Annotated in this window: 16 protein-coding genes; 11 read left to right on the top strand and 5 right to left on the bottom strand. The window is 71.9% G+C overall.

The window, feature by feature from the left end:
* Nucleotides 1-7: 7 nt before the first annotated feature.
* Both EUA94_RS19640 and EUA94_RS19635 read left to right on the top strand, forming a co-directional pair.
* Nucleotides 8-1,192: an ArsA family ATPase gene (locus tag EUA94_RS19640; RefSeq protein WP_129428541.1), complete on the top strand. Its 1,185-nt coding sequence runs from the start codon at nt 8-10 to the stop codon at nt 1,190-1,192.
* On the top strand, nt 1,189-1,578 hold the full coding sequence (locus EUA94_RS19635; protein WP_129428540.1) for a hypothetical protein: 390 nt from the start codon (nt 1,189-1,191) through the stop codon (nt 1,576-1,578). Before EUA94_RS19640 ends, EUA94_RS19635 begins: the two co-directional genes overlap by 4 nt.
* 31 nt (nt 1,579-1,609) lie before the next feature.
* Here EUA94_RS19635 and EUA94_RS22470 read toward each other — a convergent pair whose 3' ends face one another.
* Both EUA94_RS22470 and EUA94_RS19625 read right to left on the bottom strand, forming a co-directional pair.
* On the bottom strand, nt 1,610-2,794 hold the full coding sequence (locus EUA94_RS22470) for a pilus assembly protein TadG-related protein (RefSeq protein ID WP_207210647.1): 1,185 nt from the start codon (nt 2,792-2,794) through the stop codon (nt 1,610-1,612).
* An 11-nt stretch (nt 2,795-2,805) separates the two neighbouring features.
* The gene (locus tag EUA94_RS19625; protein ID WP_165357060.1) at nt 2,806-3,246 is read right to left on the bottom strand and encodes a TadE/TadG family type IV pilus assembly protein; all 441 of its coding nucleotides are present in this window, start codon (nt 3,244-3,246) and stop codon (nt 2,806-2,808) included.
* Nucleotides 3,247-3,403: 157 nt separating this feature from the next.
* On the opposite strand from EUA94_RS19625, the gene EUA94_RS19620 reads away from it, so the two are divergent.
* Nucleotides 3,404-4,351 (top strand): ROK family protein, encoded by a 948-nt coding sequence (locus EUA94_RS19620; RefSeq protein WP_242495032.1) that lies wholly within the window; start codon nt 3,404-3,406, stop codon nt 4,349-4,351.
* A gap of 7 nt (nt 4,352-4,358) precedes the next feature.
* Here the strand turns inward: EUA94_RS19620 and EUA94_RS19615 are convergent, their stop codons facing one another.
* The gene (locus EUA94_RS19615; RefSeq protein WP_129428537.1) at nt 4,359-5,600 is read right to left on the bottom strand and encodes an ornithine cyclodeaminase, nickel-pincer nucleotide-dependent; all 1,242 of its coding nucleotides are present in this window, start codon (nt 5,598-5,600) and stop codon (nt 4,359-4,361) included.
* Between the two features lie 70 nt (nt 5,601-5,670).
* Entirely contained in the window at nt 5,671-6,096 is a 426-nt protein-coding gene (locus EUA94_RS19610; RefSeq protein ID WP_129428536.1) for an ABC-2 family transporter permease, read from the bottom strand.
* 39 nt (nt 6,097-6,135) lie between these two features.
* Here EUA94_RS19610 and EUA94_RS19605 point away from each other — a divergent pair, with 39 nt between their 5' ends.
* The 8 genes from EUA94_RS19605 to EUA94_RS19570 are packed head-to-tail and all read left to right on the top strand — an operon-like array spanning nt 6,136 to nt 12,333.
* Nucleotides 6,136-6,948, top strand: a complete 813-nt coding sequence (locus EUA94_RS19605; protein ID WP_242495029.1) for an alpha/beta hydrolase — start codon at nt 6,136-6,138, stop codon at nt 6,946-6,948.
* A gap of 10 nt (nt 6,949-6,958) precedes the next feature.
* Complete coding sequence (locus EUA94_RS19600) at nt 6,959-7,732, top strand: lysophospholipid acyltransferase family protein (RefSeq protein WP_129428535.1); 774 nt, start codon at nt 6,959-6,961, stop codon at nt 7,730-7,732.
* Nucleotides 7,729-8,883, top strand: coding sequence for a MacS family sensor histidine kinase (gene macS, locus EUA94_RS19595; RefSeq protein ID WP_340640873.1), 1,155 nt, complete (start codon nt 7,729-7,731; stop codon nt 8,881-8,883). Before EUA94_RS19600 ends, macS begins: the two co-directional genes overlap by 4 nt.
* Before the next feature lie 4 nt (nt 8,884-8,887).
* The gene (locus EUA94_RS19590; RefSeq protein WP_129428534.1) at nt 8,888-9,403 is read left to right on the top strand and encodes a flavin reductase family protein; all 516 of its coding nucleotides are present in this window, start codon (nt 8,888-8,890) and stop codon (nt 9,401-9,403) included.
* A gap of 54 nt (nt 9,404-9,457) precedes the next feature.
* Nucleotides 9,458-10,096: a response regulator gene (locus EUA94_RS19585; protein ID WP_242495016.1), complete on the top strand. Its 639-nt coding sequence runs from the start codon at nt 9,458-9,460 to the stop codon at nt 10,094-10,096.
* Nucleotides 10,093-10,983, top strand: a complete 891-nt coding sequence (locus tag EUA94_RS19580) for an arylamine N-acetyltransferase family protein (protein WP_129428532.1) — start codon at nt 10,093-10,095, stop codon at nt 10,981-10,983. The genes EUA94_RS19585 and EUA94_RS19580 overlap by 4 nt, the downstream gene beginning before the upstream one ends.
* Entirely contained in the window at nt 10,980-11,423 is a 444-nt protein-coding gene (locus EUA94_RS22285; protein WP_165357058.1) for a GNAT family N-acetyltransferase, read from the top strand. The genes EUA94_RS19580 and EUA94_RS22285 overlap by 4 nt, the downstream gene beginning before the upstream one ends.
* 10 nt (nt 11,424-11,433) lie before the next feature.
* Nucleotides 11,434-12,333 (top strand): hypothetical protein, encoded by a 900-nt coding sequence (locus EUA94_RS19570; protein ID WP_129428530.1) that lies wholly within the window; start codon nt 11,434-11,436, stop codon nt 12,331-12,333.
* A gap of 85 nt (nt 12,334-12,418) precedes the next feature.
* On the opposite strand, the gene glpK is transcribed toward EUA94_RS19570, so the two are convergent.
* Nucleotides 12,419-13,891, bottom strand: a complete 1,473-nt coding sequence (glpK, locus tag EUA94_RS19565; protein WP_129428529.1) for a glycerol kinase GlpK — start codon at nt 13,889-13,891, stop codon at nt 12,419-12,421.
* Nucleotides 13,892-13,962: the final 71 nt, after the last annotated feature.

Genomic DNA, 13,962 nt, shown 5'->3' with positions numbered 1-13,962 from the left:
GTCCGGGATGCGGATCCTCCTGTTCACGGGCAAGGGCGGTGTCGGCAAGTCCACGCTCGCCGCGGCGACCGCCTGCGCCAGCGCGGCCGCGGGTCACCGCACGCTGGTGCTGTCCACCGATGCCGCCCACTCGCTCGCCGATGCCCTGGCCGTCACGGCCACGGGCGAGCCCACCGAGGTGGCGCCCGACCTGTGGGTGCAGCATGTCGACGCTCAGGAGCGGTTCGAGCGGTCCTGGGGCGAGATCCAGGGCTATCTGCTGAGCGTCCTCGACGTGGCCGGTGTCGACCCGGTCACCGCGGAAGAGCTCACGGTGATCCCCGGTGCCGAGGAGGTGCTTGCCCTCCTCGAGGTGCGCGCGCAGGCTCGGTCGGGGGAGTGGGACGTGCTGGTGGTCGACTGTGCGCCGACCGCGGAGACCCTGCGGCTGCTCGCCCTGCCCGAGGCGCTCGGGTGGTACATGACCCGCGTGCTGCCGGTCGAACGGCGCGTGGTCAAGGTCCTGAAGCCGGTGCTCACCCGGGCGGCCGGCGTGCCGATGCCGGAAGACTCGGTGTTCGACGCGATCGAGCGGCTGCACGCCGAGCTCGACGACGTACGCGCGGTGCTGACCGGGGCCGAGACGTCCGTCCGGCTGGTGCTGACTCCCGAGTCGGTCGTGCTGGCCGAGGCGCGTCGCGCGTACACCTTCCTCACCCTCTTCGGCTACGCGGTGGACACCGCCATCGTGAACCGCGTCTTTCCCGACGGCGGCGCCGACGAGTGGCGCGCGACGTGGGTGCGGGCGCAGCAAGGAGTGCTGGTCGACGCGGAGGACTCGTTCGCCGGCCTCGACCTGCGGACGTCGCCCTACCGCGCGACCGAGCCGGTGGGTCGTGACCAGCTCCTGGAGGTGGCCGCGAGCGTGTACGGCGACGCCGATCCGCTGGCCCGTGGGGTGGAGCGGGTGCCGATGGAGGTGCGGACACGGTCGGGTGGGCTGGTGCTGTCACTGCCCCTGCCGCTCGCCGACCGCGACGACGTACGTCTCGCGCGCAAGGGCGACGAGCTCGTGATCAGCGTCGGGTCGTATCGTCGCCTCCTGACGCTTCCCTCGGGCGTGGCGCGGCACCGCGTGGCGGGGGCGCGGGTGCACGGGGGCGAGCTGCAGGTCAGGTTCGTCGACGCAGCCACGGACAAGGAGGGCACGTGAGCGATGCCCACGAGGTCGGTCCCCTCGGCGAGGAGGCCGCCAAGCTCTTCAGCGCGTTGTCGGGCTGGGCCCGCGATCACGCCGGCGAGGCCAACGAGGGCTTGTCGGGACTGGCGGCCCAGGCCGCGTCGGCGGTCCACGGCATCGACGAGCACCTCGCCACCGGCGCGGCCGAGTGCACCGTGTGCCCGGTGTGCCGCGCCGTCCACGCCGTCCGTCAGCTCAGCCCCGAGGTGACGACGCACCTCACGTCGGCGGTGTCGTCACTGGCCCAAGCGGCTGCCGCACTGCTGGCGACGCCCGCGCCGCGCGCCTCGGACCCGGCCGGCGTCGAGCACATCACGCTCGACGACGAGTGGCCGGACGACCCCGACGGCACCGGCTGACGCCGGTCCCTCGGGTCTCGCGGCGATCAGCTCACTGGGTGAGGCGCGTACGACGCAGCCCGCCGTCGCAGGTCGCGCCGAGCGCGCACTCCGACGTGGCGTTCGACCCACTGGTGCGGACCGAGATGTACTTGAGCACCAGGTAGTTGTTGGCGTTGCTGTTGTCGGGGTCGCTGGCAGCCAGGTAGGGGTTTCCCGCGCACTCCCCGGTGGTCGAGTGATGCTTCTCGTTCCGGCTGAAGTGGTAGCCGCAGACGATCGCACCCAGGAGCTTGTAGACCGGGAAGACCGAGTTGGTGCCCTGACCCGACGTGGTGTCGTCGCTGCACTGGGGCTGGACGCAGAAGACCGGGAAGATGCTGACCTTCTGGGTGTCGACGAGGTACTTCCAGGCGTCGGCGATGTGGCCCGCGTCGAGGCTGCCGGGGTCGCCGCTCATGCAGGTCGCGGAGCCCGCGGGCGCCGAAGGGCACGCCGCCTCCAGGGTCACGGTGAGGGCACCCGGTGTGTTGGCGTTCGCCTGGCCGGGGATGACCGTCACCCGGCTCTTGCACCCGTTCTGGATCTCGTCCTGGAGCGTGCCGGTCGCGCCCGTCCGCTCCTCGGGGCAGTCGAGGGTCCACCAGTTGCCCGGGGTCGAGGGCTTGGGGCACTGGGCAGGCGACCTCGTGCCGTTGCCGGGGTAGAAGATCTGGACGAACTGGCCGGGCAGGCTGTTGCCCACGGCCGCCGAGCAGATGGCCAGAGGCCGTACGCTCTCGCCGGCGCCGGGGGCCACGTCGATGGTCGCCTCGGCGGTGCGGGAGGTGGTGATCTTTCGCGCGCCGCCGAAGACGCCGGAGAACCGTGCATCCGTGATGCCCTTGTTGCCGAACTGGACGGTGACGACCTTGAGCTGGGGGTCGCACGCGACCTTCCAGGTGCCGTCCTCGCTCCAGGTGGCGCTGGGGTAGTTCCGCTTGGCGACGGAGATCGCGAGTGCGTGGGCCTTGCCCACCTCGACGGAGTTCGACAGCACGGCGTTGCAGGTGCCGGACACCTTGGTCAGCGACTGGGCTGCGGCGAGGGCGCCGGCGTCGGCGGCCTTCTGGAGGTTGCGGTTGCTCACGTACGCGGCGCCGATGTCGACGGTGAAGGCGGAGAGGCCGACGAGGAAGACGGCGAGGATGCCGACCAGGACCGCGGTCGCACCACGCTCGTCGCGGGGCGCCGTCACCCGCCGGAAGATCACTGGTACTCGCACTGGAACTCCGCCTGACTGCTGAGGGTGACCTGCTTGGGGACCAACGAGCCCGGCAGCGGCCACGGGATGAGGAACTTGCTGGTCACCACGCCGCGCACGACCATGCTCTGGCCGAACGTGCTGTTCTTGCACGTGGAGCCGACGGCGCCGGGGTAGGAGATGGCGAACCCCGAGGTCTGGGTCTTCGCGATGGCGGTCGAGTTCCACTGGTTGGTGGCGATGGTCCCCGGGACGTTGCCCGTCTGCACGACGCCGGCACGGGCGCCTGCCCGCACGGCGTTGTCGAGGGACAGCTGCTGGGCGAAGATGAGGCCGAAGTTGACGATCCCGGCGATCACCATGAGGAGCGGGATCAGCGTGAGCGCGAACTCGACCGCGGAGACACCGCGTTCGTCGCGTGCTTTCCTGCTGATGCGCCAGCGCATGAATTTCCCCTTGTCCCCGAAACGATTCGCCTGCCACCGTACGAGCCGCTGGGCGCGGCTGTCGCTGCTTTGTCGGCAGTCTTGACCGACCGCCGACAAAGATGGCCCGGAATGACTAGACGAGTGGTCCAACCAGTCCATGCGGGAGGATGTCCGGATGAGTGGACAGGTCGTCGTCGGTGTCGACATCGGCGGCACCAAGGTGCTCGCGGGTGTCGTGGACGCCCAGGGACACGTGTCGTCGACAGCGCTCCGGACCACGCCGGGCCGCCGCGTCGTGACCAGTCAGGTCGAGGACGCGATGGTCGAGGCGATCACCGAGTCGGCGGCCGGGAGGCCGCTGGCCGGCGTCGGCATCGCGGCGGCCGGCTTCGTCGACCCGCCCGGGGAGCGCGTGATGTTCGCGCCCCACCTGCCGTGGCAGGGTGAGCCGCTGCGCGACCTGCTCCAGGCCCGCCTCGGATGCCAGGTGTTGCTCGACAACGACGCCAACTGCGCCGCCAGCGCCGAGGCGCGCCACGGTGCCGCCCGGGGCGCTGCATCGGGCCTGATGATCACGATGGGCACCGGCATCGGTGGTGCCGTGCTGCTCGACGGCAAGGTGCTGCGCGGTGCCAACGGCATGGCCGGGGAGTTCGGGCACATGCAGGTCGTGCCGGGCGGCCAGGCCTGCGAGTGCGGGAAGAGCGGCTGCTGGGAGCAGTACTCGTCGGGCAACGCGCTGGTCCGCAACGCACGGGCGCTCATGGCCGAGCAGCCGTCGGTGCTGGACGAGATGTGCGGTGGCCGGCCGGAACGAGTGACCGGCCCGATGGTCACCTCGGCCGCCGAGGAGGGCGACCTCGTCGCGCGTCAGGCCTTCGCGTCGGTCGGCGACTGGCTCGGGGTCGGCACCGCCAACCTGGTGGCAGCACTCGACCCGCAGGTGGTGGTCATCGGAGGCGGTGTGTCGGCCGCCGGCGACAAGCTCCTCGACCCGGCGCGCGGCGCACTGCGACGTACGCTCGTGGGCGCGGCGCACCGCCGGGTCCCCGACCTGGTCGCGGCCACCCTCGGGCCCCGCGCCGGCATGATCGGTGCAGCGCTGCTGGTGACGGCCGATTGAGGTCGGGTCAGCCGCGTCGGTAGTTCGGCACCAGCTCGAGGACGAGCTGCTCGAGGAAGAGCCCGACGTCAGTGACGATCCCGCGTCCCTGGTTGGAGCCGCGGTCGGCGAGCCGGGTGACCGTGCTCGGGTTGATGTCGACGCAGACGAGGGGCACCGTCGCGGGCAGGATGTTGGCCGTCGCGACCGAGTGCAGCTGGGTGGCCAGCATCAGGCAGTAGCCGACGTCGACGATCTCCGCGCGCATCGCGCGCAGGCCCTCGAGCACGTCAGTGTGGACGCCCGGGAGCGGGCCGTCGTCGCGCACGGAACCGACCAGCACGTAGCGCTTCTCGTGGGTGACGAGCGCGTGCATGATCCCGCCCGTCACCACGCCGTCGTCGACGGCCCGAGCGATCGAGCCCGACTTGCGGATCGTGTTGAGCGCCCGGACGTGGTGCTCGTGGCCGTGCTCGACGCCCTGGGTCATGCTCAGGTCCAGCCCGAGGGTGGTGCCGTAGAGCGAGAACTCGATGTCGTGCATCGCCAGGGCGTTGCCGGCGAAGAGGGTGTCGACGAAGCCGGCGCGGATCAGCGCCACGAGCGCGGGAACGGCGCCGGTGTGCACGACGCCGGGGCCGGCGACCCACAGCAGGCGCTTGCCCGCGTCCCTCGCCTCACGCATCCCGTCGGCGACCTGCCGCACGAGGACGGCCTGCGGCTTCTCGAAGGCGGCGTCGGTGTCGGCCGAGGCGAAGGAGCCGGCGACGGCCTCGGGGCTCGGGACCGAGACCTCGATGCCGGAGGCGCCGACCACGATGCGCATGCCGACGGCGACGTCGGACATCGGCAGCGTCCGTACCCGGACGGCACCCTCAGGGGACTCCGCGACGACGAGGCCGCAGTCCATCTCGGGGTTCTCCACGTCGTACCAGGTGCCGTCGATACGTACGCGCGTCTCGAGGTTGGTCGTGGAGTAGAAGCCGTCTGGCAGGACACCCGCCTGCTCGGCAGCGGCGGTGACCGCCTCGCCGGGGTCGAGCTGGTTCACCCCGCGGGTCTGCAGCCGCATCAGCAGCCGCTGGAGGGACGCGTCGTCGTCAGCCTGGATGGTGATCTTCGCGCTGCTGGGGTCGTGGGCCTCGTGACCGACGTCGAACTTGTCGATGACGTAGTCGCCGCCGTAGTCGCGGATGTCGTCGAGGATGCGCGACAGGATGCCGCTGTCCATCAGGTGTCCCGTGACCTCGACGGTCTCACTCGCCCCCACGGGAGCGACCCTACGTCGTCAAGGCTCTCGTGACAGGCGCCAGGGCACCTTCCTCGACGAGAGGTCCGGCTCAGATGCGGGAGCCGTCGTCCCACGGGTCGCGCGGCGACCGGGGCATCATCAGGACGAGGTAGCCGAAGCTCCCGACGAACCACAGGACGAGCGCCCAGCCGATGAGGGGCGCGACGTAGATGGAGAGCAGGCCGATCAGCAGTGCGAGTGCCGGCGCCACCAGGATGCCGGCCCAGGCGACGCCGCGCTGCCACGTGCGAGGGGTCGGGAAGGGCGGCGGGGGTGGCGGCCGGAACCCCTCGGCGGCCGGGACGTCGTCGGTCGCGGCGCTGTCGTCGTCCTGCTCGTCCTCGGCGGGCACCGGCTCCGCCGGGGTGCGTACGACGTGGGTGGACTCGTCGTCCAGCAGCGGGCGCTCGCCGTAGTGCTCCACGATCTCCCGCCAGGCCACCTCGGTGCGGCTCTCGTCGCCTGGCGTGCTCACGGGCGCAACGGTACCTGCAAGGTGGTGCACACTGTGCGCGTGAAGATCCCGTTCCGCGGTGCCCCGGTGGCCCCCCTCGACCCCGCCCTCGTCGCCCCGATGTCCACGCCGGCGCGTCCCGAGCTCACCGGCGGTCGACGCATCGGCGTGCTGGTCCAGCACGGTTTCACCGGCAACCCGGTGTCGATGCGGCCGTGGGCCGAGGACCTCGCCGCGCGTGGCTACGCCGTCGAGATGCCGCTGCTGCCGGGCCACGGCACGCGCTGGCAGGACCTCAACAAGGTCACGTGGGCCGACTGGGTCGCCACGGTCGACAGTGCGTACGAGAAGCTCGCCGCCGAGAACGACGCGGTGGTAGCAGTGGGCCTGTCGATGGGCGGCGCGCTCTGCCTGCGCCTGGCAGCGGACAAGGGCGACGGCCTGGCGGGCATCTGCATCGTCAATCCCGCGGTCGACACGCTCCGCAAGGACGTCAAGCTGCTGCCGGTGCTCAAGCACGTGGTGCCCGGCTTCCCGGGCATCGCCAACGACATCAAGAAGCCGGGCGCGGACGAGCACGGCTACCCGACGACCCCGCTCAGGGCGGCCGCGTCGATGTTCGCCGGCTACGCCGAGCTCCGCAAGGACCTGCCGCGGATCACCGTCCCGGTGCTGTTCTTCCGCTCCGCCGAGGACCACGTCGTCGACATCTCCAGCTCGCGCGCGCTCAACGCCGGGCTGTCGTCGAAGGACTTCGAGGAGCGCGTGCTCGAGGACAGCTACCACGTCGCCACCCTCGACAACGACGCGCCGCGGATCTTCGCCGAGTCGGCCGAGTTCATCGAGCGGGTCACCGCACAGCAGCAGGGCTAGGCTTCTCGGCGTGCTCTATTGGTTCCTGAAGTGGATCGCCCTCGGGCCGGTGCTCCGCCTGGTCTTCAGACCCAAGGCCGACGGTGTCGAACACGTGCCGGAGGAGGGCCCGGCGATCCTGGCGAGCAACCACCTGTCGTACGCCGACTGGCTCTTCATGCCGCTCACCCTCAACCGCCGCGTCACGTTCGTCGCCAAGGCGGAGTACTTCACCACCCCCGGCATCAAGGGCTGGTTCCAGAAGAAGTTCTTCTCCGGCGCCGGCCAGGTGCCGATCGACCGCTCCGGCGCCAACGCAGCCGAGGGTGCGATGAAGTCGGCGATGAAGATCCTGGCCGAGGGTGACCTGTTCGGGATCTACCCCGAGGGCACCCGGTCCCACGACGGCAAGCTCTACCGCGGCAAGACCGGCGTGGCCCGCCTCGCCCTGGAGACCGGCGCGCCCGTGATCCCGTGCGCCGTCGTCGGCACCGACGTCGTGGCGCCCGCCGGGAAGGTCTACGGCACGTGGACCCGGCCCGCGGTGCGCTTCGGCAAGCCCCTCGACTTCTCGCGCTACGCCGGCATGGAGAACGACCGCTACATCCTGCGCTCGATCACCGACGAGATCATGTACGAGATCATGCGGCTCTCCGGGCAGGAGTACGTCGACCTCTACGCCAGCAAGGCCAAGGAGCTCGACAAGGAGAAGGCCAAGCAGGCCGCCGCGGAGCAGGCCGAGCGCGACCGGGCCGCCCGCGAGGAGGCCGGCGACGGTCCGGAGCCGGAGAAGAAGGCGTCCTGAGCGCGTACGCCGCCGGCCGCGCGCTGCCGCCGCGAGCCGATTCCGCGCTCGCGGTCGAGGACCGGCTCTACTCCGCGCTGGCCCTGGTGAGGGTCATCGTCACCATCAACATGGTGGGCCTCAACGCCTACCGGCGCGACAACTTCGACCACCCCACGGCCGGGCTGGTGATCGTGCTGGTGCTCGTCGCCTGGACCGCTGCGGCCATCTGGCTCTACCACGACCGCGCGCGGCGTACGTCGGTCCTGCTGGTCGCGGACCTCGCGATCGCGCTGGCCGCGATGGCCGCGACCCCGGTGGTGAAGGGCGCCGACTTCAACGCGACGATCCCGGGCTTCTGGGTGATGGGCGCCCTGCTGGCGTGGGCGATCCACTGGCACTGGAAGGGCGGCCTCGTCGCCTCCGTGCTGATCGCCGCCTTCGATCTGTTCCCGCGCTCGGAGATGGACCAGGGCAACTACGGCAACGTGTTCCTCGTGCTGATCGGCGGCCCGATCGTCGGCTTCATGTGCGAGTCCCTGCAGCGGATGGCCCGCGAGCGTGACGCCGCGGAGCACGCGGCCGCCGCGGCCGAGGAGCGCACCCGGCTGGCCCGCGCCGTGCACGACGGCGTGCTCCAGGTGCTCACCATGACCCAGCGCCAGGGTGCCGCCGCGGGCGGTGAGTGGGCGGAGCTCGGCCGGCTCGCGGGGGAGCAGGAGCGCAGCCTCCGGTCGCTGATCCGCCAGCAGGACACGGTGCCGACCGCCGCCGGTGGGCGGGTGGACCTGGCCGGTGCGCTCGAGGCGATGGCCGCAGCCCACCCCGTACACGTCGAGGTCGCCACTCCCGGCGGAGCGGTGCTGGTGGACGAGCGCGTCGCGACCGAGACCGTCGCGGCGGTCCGGGCCTGCCTCGACAACGTCCTCGCCCACGTGGGTCCGGAGGCGAACGCCTGGGTGCTGGCCCAGGCCTCGCGCGACGCTGTGACGATCTCGGTGCGCGACGACGGCCCCGGCATCGAGACCGGCCGGCTGGAGCGCGCGGCGGCCGACGGGCGCCTCGGAGTCGTCTCGTCGATCCGCGGCCGCATCGAGGACCTCGGCGGGACCGCGGTCGTCGAGAGCGGCGACTGGGGCACCGAGTGGGAGCTCTCGGTGCCGCTAGCGTGACCGGGTGACCATCCACACCAGCCACCCGTTTAAGGAACCGGAGGGCGACCGCGATCCCGTACGCCGGCTGCGCGGGCGCCTCGGCGGGACGGTGTCGCTGTGGACCGCCGGTGCGGCGGCTGAGCGCGCGGGGCTCACGGTCTCGTCATGGCTGGTCGCAGGGGGCGAGCCCGGGAGGGTGCTGGCCCTCCTCGACCCGGACGCCGACCTCACCGACGTACTGCTCGCGACCGGGCGCGGGGTCCTGCAACTGCTGACGTGGGACGACCGCGGCCTCGCCGACGTCTTCGCCGGCACGGCGCCCGCTCCCGGTGGCCCCTGGCGGTTGTCCGAGTGGGTCGACACGGACCACGGACCGCGCCTGGCGCACGCCGCGACCTGGGCCGGGCTCGAGGTGGAGTCGGACGTCGAGGCCGGGTGGTCGTGGCTCGTCACCTGCCGGATCTCCGAGGTCGTCGTGGGTGACGACGTGGACCCACTCGTCCACCGCAGAGGTCGCTACCTGCCGCCCACGGACTGACATGGCTACGATTCCCCCCAACCGAGGGAGCCGGGGGGCGACATGGTGAGGGTGATGGTGGTCGACGACCACCCGATGTGGCGCGATGCGGTCGAACGCGACCTGCAGGCGGCCGGTCATGACGTGGTCGCGGTCGCGTCCAACGGTCGCGAGGCGATGGCGCGGTTCCCCGCGTCCGCGCCCCAGGTCGTGGTGCTCGACCTGCAGCTGCCGGACCACAGCGGGGTGCAGGTCACGAGCATGATGCTCGAGCACGACCCGACCGTGCGGGTGCTGATCCTGTCGGCGAGCGGTGAGCAGGACGACGTGCTCGAGGCGATCAAGGCGGGCGCGACGGGCTACCTCGTGAAGTCCGCGTCCAGCGCCGAGCTCGTCGACGCGGTGGTCCGCACGTCGGAGGGCGAGGCGGTCTTCACGCCCGGGCTCGCCGGCCTGGTGCTGGGCGAGTTCCGCAGGATCGCGGAGGGACCGGCCGACGACCCGCGCGACCAGCTCACCGAGCGGGAGACCGAGATCCTCAAGATGGTCGCCACCGGCATGAGCTACAAGCAGATCGCCGCGCGGCTGGTGCTCTCGCACCGTACGGTCCAGAACCACGTGCAGAACACGCTGCGCAAGCTGCAGATGAACAACCGCGTCCAGCTCACGCGGTGGGCGATCGAGCACGGCCTCGACGGTGATGCTGAGGCATGACGGCGCGTGACCTCGACGGCTACCTCGCCCGCATCGGCCTGACCGACCGGCCGACGGCCACCCTCGAGGGCCTGCGCGAGCTCCACCGCGCCCATGTCGCGCGGATCCCGTACGACAACCTCTCGATCATGCTCGGCCGGCCCGACCCGATCGCGGCGGCGGACTCGGTCGCCCGCGTGGTGGAGGGAGGGCGGCTGGGCTACTGCTTCCACCAGAACAGCGCCCTCGAGTGGCTCCTGACGGAGCTCGGCTTCTCCGTCAGCCGGCGCCACGGGCACGTGTGGGCACGCCCCGAGCATCAGCTCGGCCCCGACCTCAACCACCTCGTGCTGGTGGTCTCCGGGCTGCCGACGGACGACAACCCCGGTGGTCACTGGTGGCCCGACGCCGGGATGGGCGAGGGGTTCGCCGAGCCGCTGCCGCTCGTGCGCGGCGACCACGTCGTCGACGGGTGGTCGTTCGGGATCGGCGCCGGCTACGGCGCGCAGGCGGCCGGGCGCCCGACGGGACCGGCTGCGTGGACCTACCGGCACTTGCCCGACGGGGTGGTCCGCGGCGTGGTCGTCACGTCACGCGACCACTCGTCGCCGGCGGTCGATGCCGCTCATCTCGACCGCTGCACGAGCCCGGACTCGCCGTTCCGGCGCATCGTCGTCGCCCAGCGGATCGACGGCGAGCGGCAGCGCGCGGTCCGGGGGCTGGTGCACCAGGTGCGTACGCCGACCGACCGCGAGCAGCGGGACCTGACGACGTACGACGAGTGGCGCGCCGCGCTGGTCGAGGACCTCCTGCTCCCGGTCGCGGACGTCGCCGCCGACGAGTGGGCCTCGCTCTGGCAGCGGATGCAGAACGCCCACCGGGCCTGGGACGAGGCGGGTCGGCCGTGACGGCGTGGCGGCGTGCGACCTCTGATGACGTCGTGGCGCTCCGCGACCTCGAGCGGGCCGCCAGTCGGCAGGGTCTCGCGCACGTCTTCGGCGAGCTGCCCTATCCCGACGACGACGTGCTGGCCCGCTGGGTGCTGCTGCTCGATGACCCGTCGGTGGTCGTGGAGGTCGTCGAGGACGAGGACGGCCTCCTGGCGCTGGCCGCCCACGACGGGGAGAACCTGCGCCACCTGGCTGTGCGTCCGGACCACTGGAGCGCGGGACTCGGTCGCGAGGGGTTCCACCGGGCGGAGGCGGCAGGCGCCCGGCGGCTGTGGGTGCTGGCCGACAACGGCCGCGCCCGCCGGCTCTACGAGTCCCTGGGGTGGACGCCGACCGGGGAGAGCCAGGAGTGCCCCTGGCAGCCGTTCCCCACCGAGCTCGAGTACGCCGCTCCCTAGGATCACTCCCATGGCCGACCCACTGCTGGAGATCGCCGACGACCTCTACGCCCTGCCGCTCGCGGACTTCACGCCCGCGCGTGACGCCCTGGTCAAGGAGCACAAGGCCGACAAGGCGCTGGCCTCCGCCGTCAAGGGACTGCGCAAGTCGTCGCTCCCGGCATGGGTCGTCAACCTGCTCGTACGGCGCGACCCCGACCAGGTCGACCAGGTGCTGGCCGTCGGCGAGGCGCTGCGGGACGCGCAGGAGAACCTCGATGCCACCCAGCTCCGGGAGTTCACGAAGCAGCGCCGCCAGCTGACTGCGTCGGTGACCACGGCCGCGCGACGACTGGCGCGCGAGGAGGGGGTGAAGACGACCGAGGCGGTGGGCGACCAGATCGAGGCGACCCTCACGGCAGCGATGCTCGAGCCCGACGCGGCCAAGGCGGTGCGGAGCGGACTGCTGGTGACCGCGATCGCCGCGACCGGCCTCGGCGACCTCGACCTCAGCGGCGCCGTGGCGCTGCCCGAGGCGCTCGGCTTCAGCGCGACGGCCCGGCCCGTGGCGGCGCCCGACCCGACGCAGCGGCCCCAGCTCCACGTCGTACCCGATCCCGATGCCGACGTGAAGGCTCGCAAGGCCGCCGACCAGCGGCTGGCGGAGGCCCGTGCCGCGCTGGGCGAGGCCGAGAAGGAGCACCGGTCCTCGCGGCGGGCCGTGGAGAAGCTCCGCGCGAAGACCTTGCAGCTCCAGGCGGAGATCGACGAGCTCCGCAGCCGGATCGCCGCCCTCGACTCCGAGGTCGAGGAGGTTGACGACGAGCTCGGCGAGGCCGAGGCGGTGCAGGCCGAGGCCGAGGAGGCCGTCGACGAGGCGACGGCGGCGGTCGACGAGGCCCGTGCCGCGCGGGAGCGGCTCAAGGGCTGATGGCCGAGCAGGTGGGGGAAGTCTTGCGCTGATGGGCTGTTGCAACGGCCTATCCGCGCGGGAGTCACCGCTGAAGCGGTGACTCCTACAACGAGGCCCAGCCCTTCGACCGCTCGACCGCGTCGCTCCAGCGCGCGTACGACGCATCGAGCGCCTTGCGGTCACCGCCGGGTTCGAACCGTCGGTCGAGGGCCCACGTCTCCCGGAGGTCGTCCGTCGAGCCCCACACGCCGGTGCCGAGCCCGGCGAGGAACGCCGCGCCGAGTGCGGTGGTCTCGACGATCTCGGGTCGTTCGACCGCGCGACCGACCTGGTCGGCCTGCATCTGGCAGAGCAGGTCGTTGGCCGAGGCGCCGCCGTCGACGCGCAGGGTGGTCAGTTCAGGAAGGGTCTCGAGGACGTCGCGCACCTCGAAGGCGATCGCCTCGAGGGTGGCGCGGACGATGTGGGCGCGGGTCGTGCCGCGGGTGATCCCGATGATCATGCCGCGGGCGTGCGGGTCCCAGTGGGGTGCGCCGAGCCCGGTCAGGGCGGGGACGAAGACGACGCCGTCGGAGTCGTCGACCGTCTGCGCGATCGCGGCCGTCTCGGCGGCGTTGCCGACGATCTGCAGCCCGTCGCGCAGCCACTGGACTGCCGACCCGGTCACGAAGATCGCGCCCTCGAGGGCGTACGTCATGTCGCCGTCGGGGGAGCGCCACGCGGCCGTCGACAGCAGGCCGGCGTCGCTGCGCACCACCGAGGAGCCGGTGTTGGTGAGGATGAACGAGCCGGTGCCGTACGTGCACTTGGACTCGCCCTCCTCGAAGCAGGTCTGGCCGAAGAGCGCCGACTGCTGGTCGCCGGCGATCCCGGCGATGGGCAGCGAGAGGCCGAGGAAGACCGACGGCTCGGTCGGGGCGACCTCGCCCCAGTTGGGCACCAGCTCGGGCAGCGCGTCGCGCGGCACCCCGAACAGCGCGCAGAGCTCGTCGGACCAGTCGCCCGCCTCGAGGTCGAAGAGCAGCGTGCGGCAGGCGTTGGAGACGTCGGTGACGTGCCAGGTGCCGCGGGTCATCCGGGCGATCAGGTAGGAGTCGACGGTGCCGACGGCGTACCTGCCCGACTCGACCAGCGCCCACGTGTGCGGCTCGTGCTCGGCCAGCCACATCAGCTTGGTGCCGGAGAAGTAGGGGTCGAGCCGGAGGCCGGTGAGCTGGGTGACGCGCTCCGCGTGGCCTTCGTCGCGGAGTCGGTCGCAGATGTCGGCGGTGCGCCGGTCCTGCCACACGATCGCGCGGCGGGGGGACCCGAGGGTCTCGCGGTCCCACAGCACGATGGTCTCGCGCTGGTTGGTGATGCCTAGCGCTGTGAGCTCGGACGCGTCGACCTTGCCGAGCACCTCGCGGGTCGCCTCGATCGTCGCCTGCCAGATGTCCTCGGCGGAGTGCTCGACCCAGCCCGGCTGCGGGAAGTGCTGCTGGAACTCCTGGTAGCCCTTGGCCTGGATCCGCCCGTCGGGTGTGACCACGACGGCAGTGACGCCCGTCGTGCCGGCGTCGATCGCGAGGACGCTCACTGGTGCACCATCCTCTTGTCGGTAGTTCCAGATGGGCTGCCGATGCACCCCTGGTCCCCACCGGACCACCG

The sequence above is a fragment of the Nocardioides zhouii genome (assembly GCF_004137345.1).
Taxonomy (GTDB): Bacteria; Actinomycetota; Actinomycetes; order Propionibacteriales; family Nocardioidaceae; genus Nocardioides; species Nocardioides zhouii.
The sequence above is the reverse complement of the archived record's forward strand: the minus strand, read 5'-3'. Positions and strand labels throughout refer to the sequence as shown.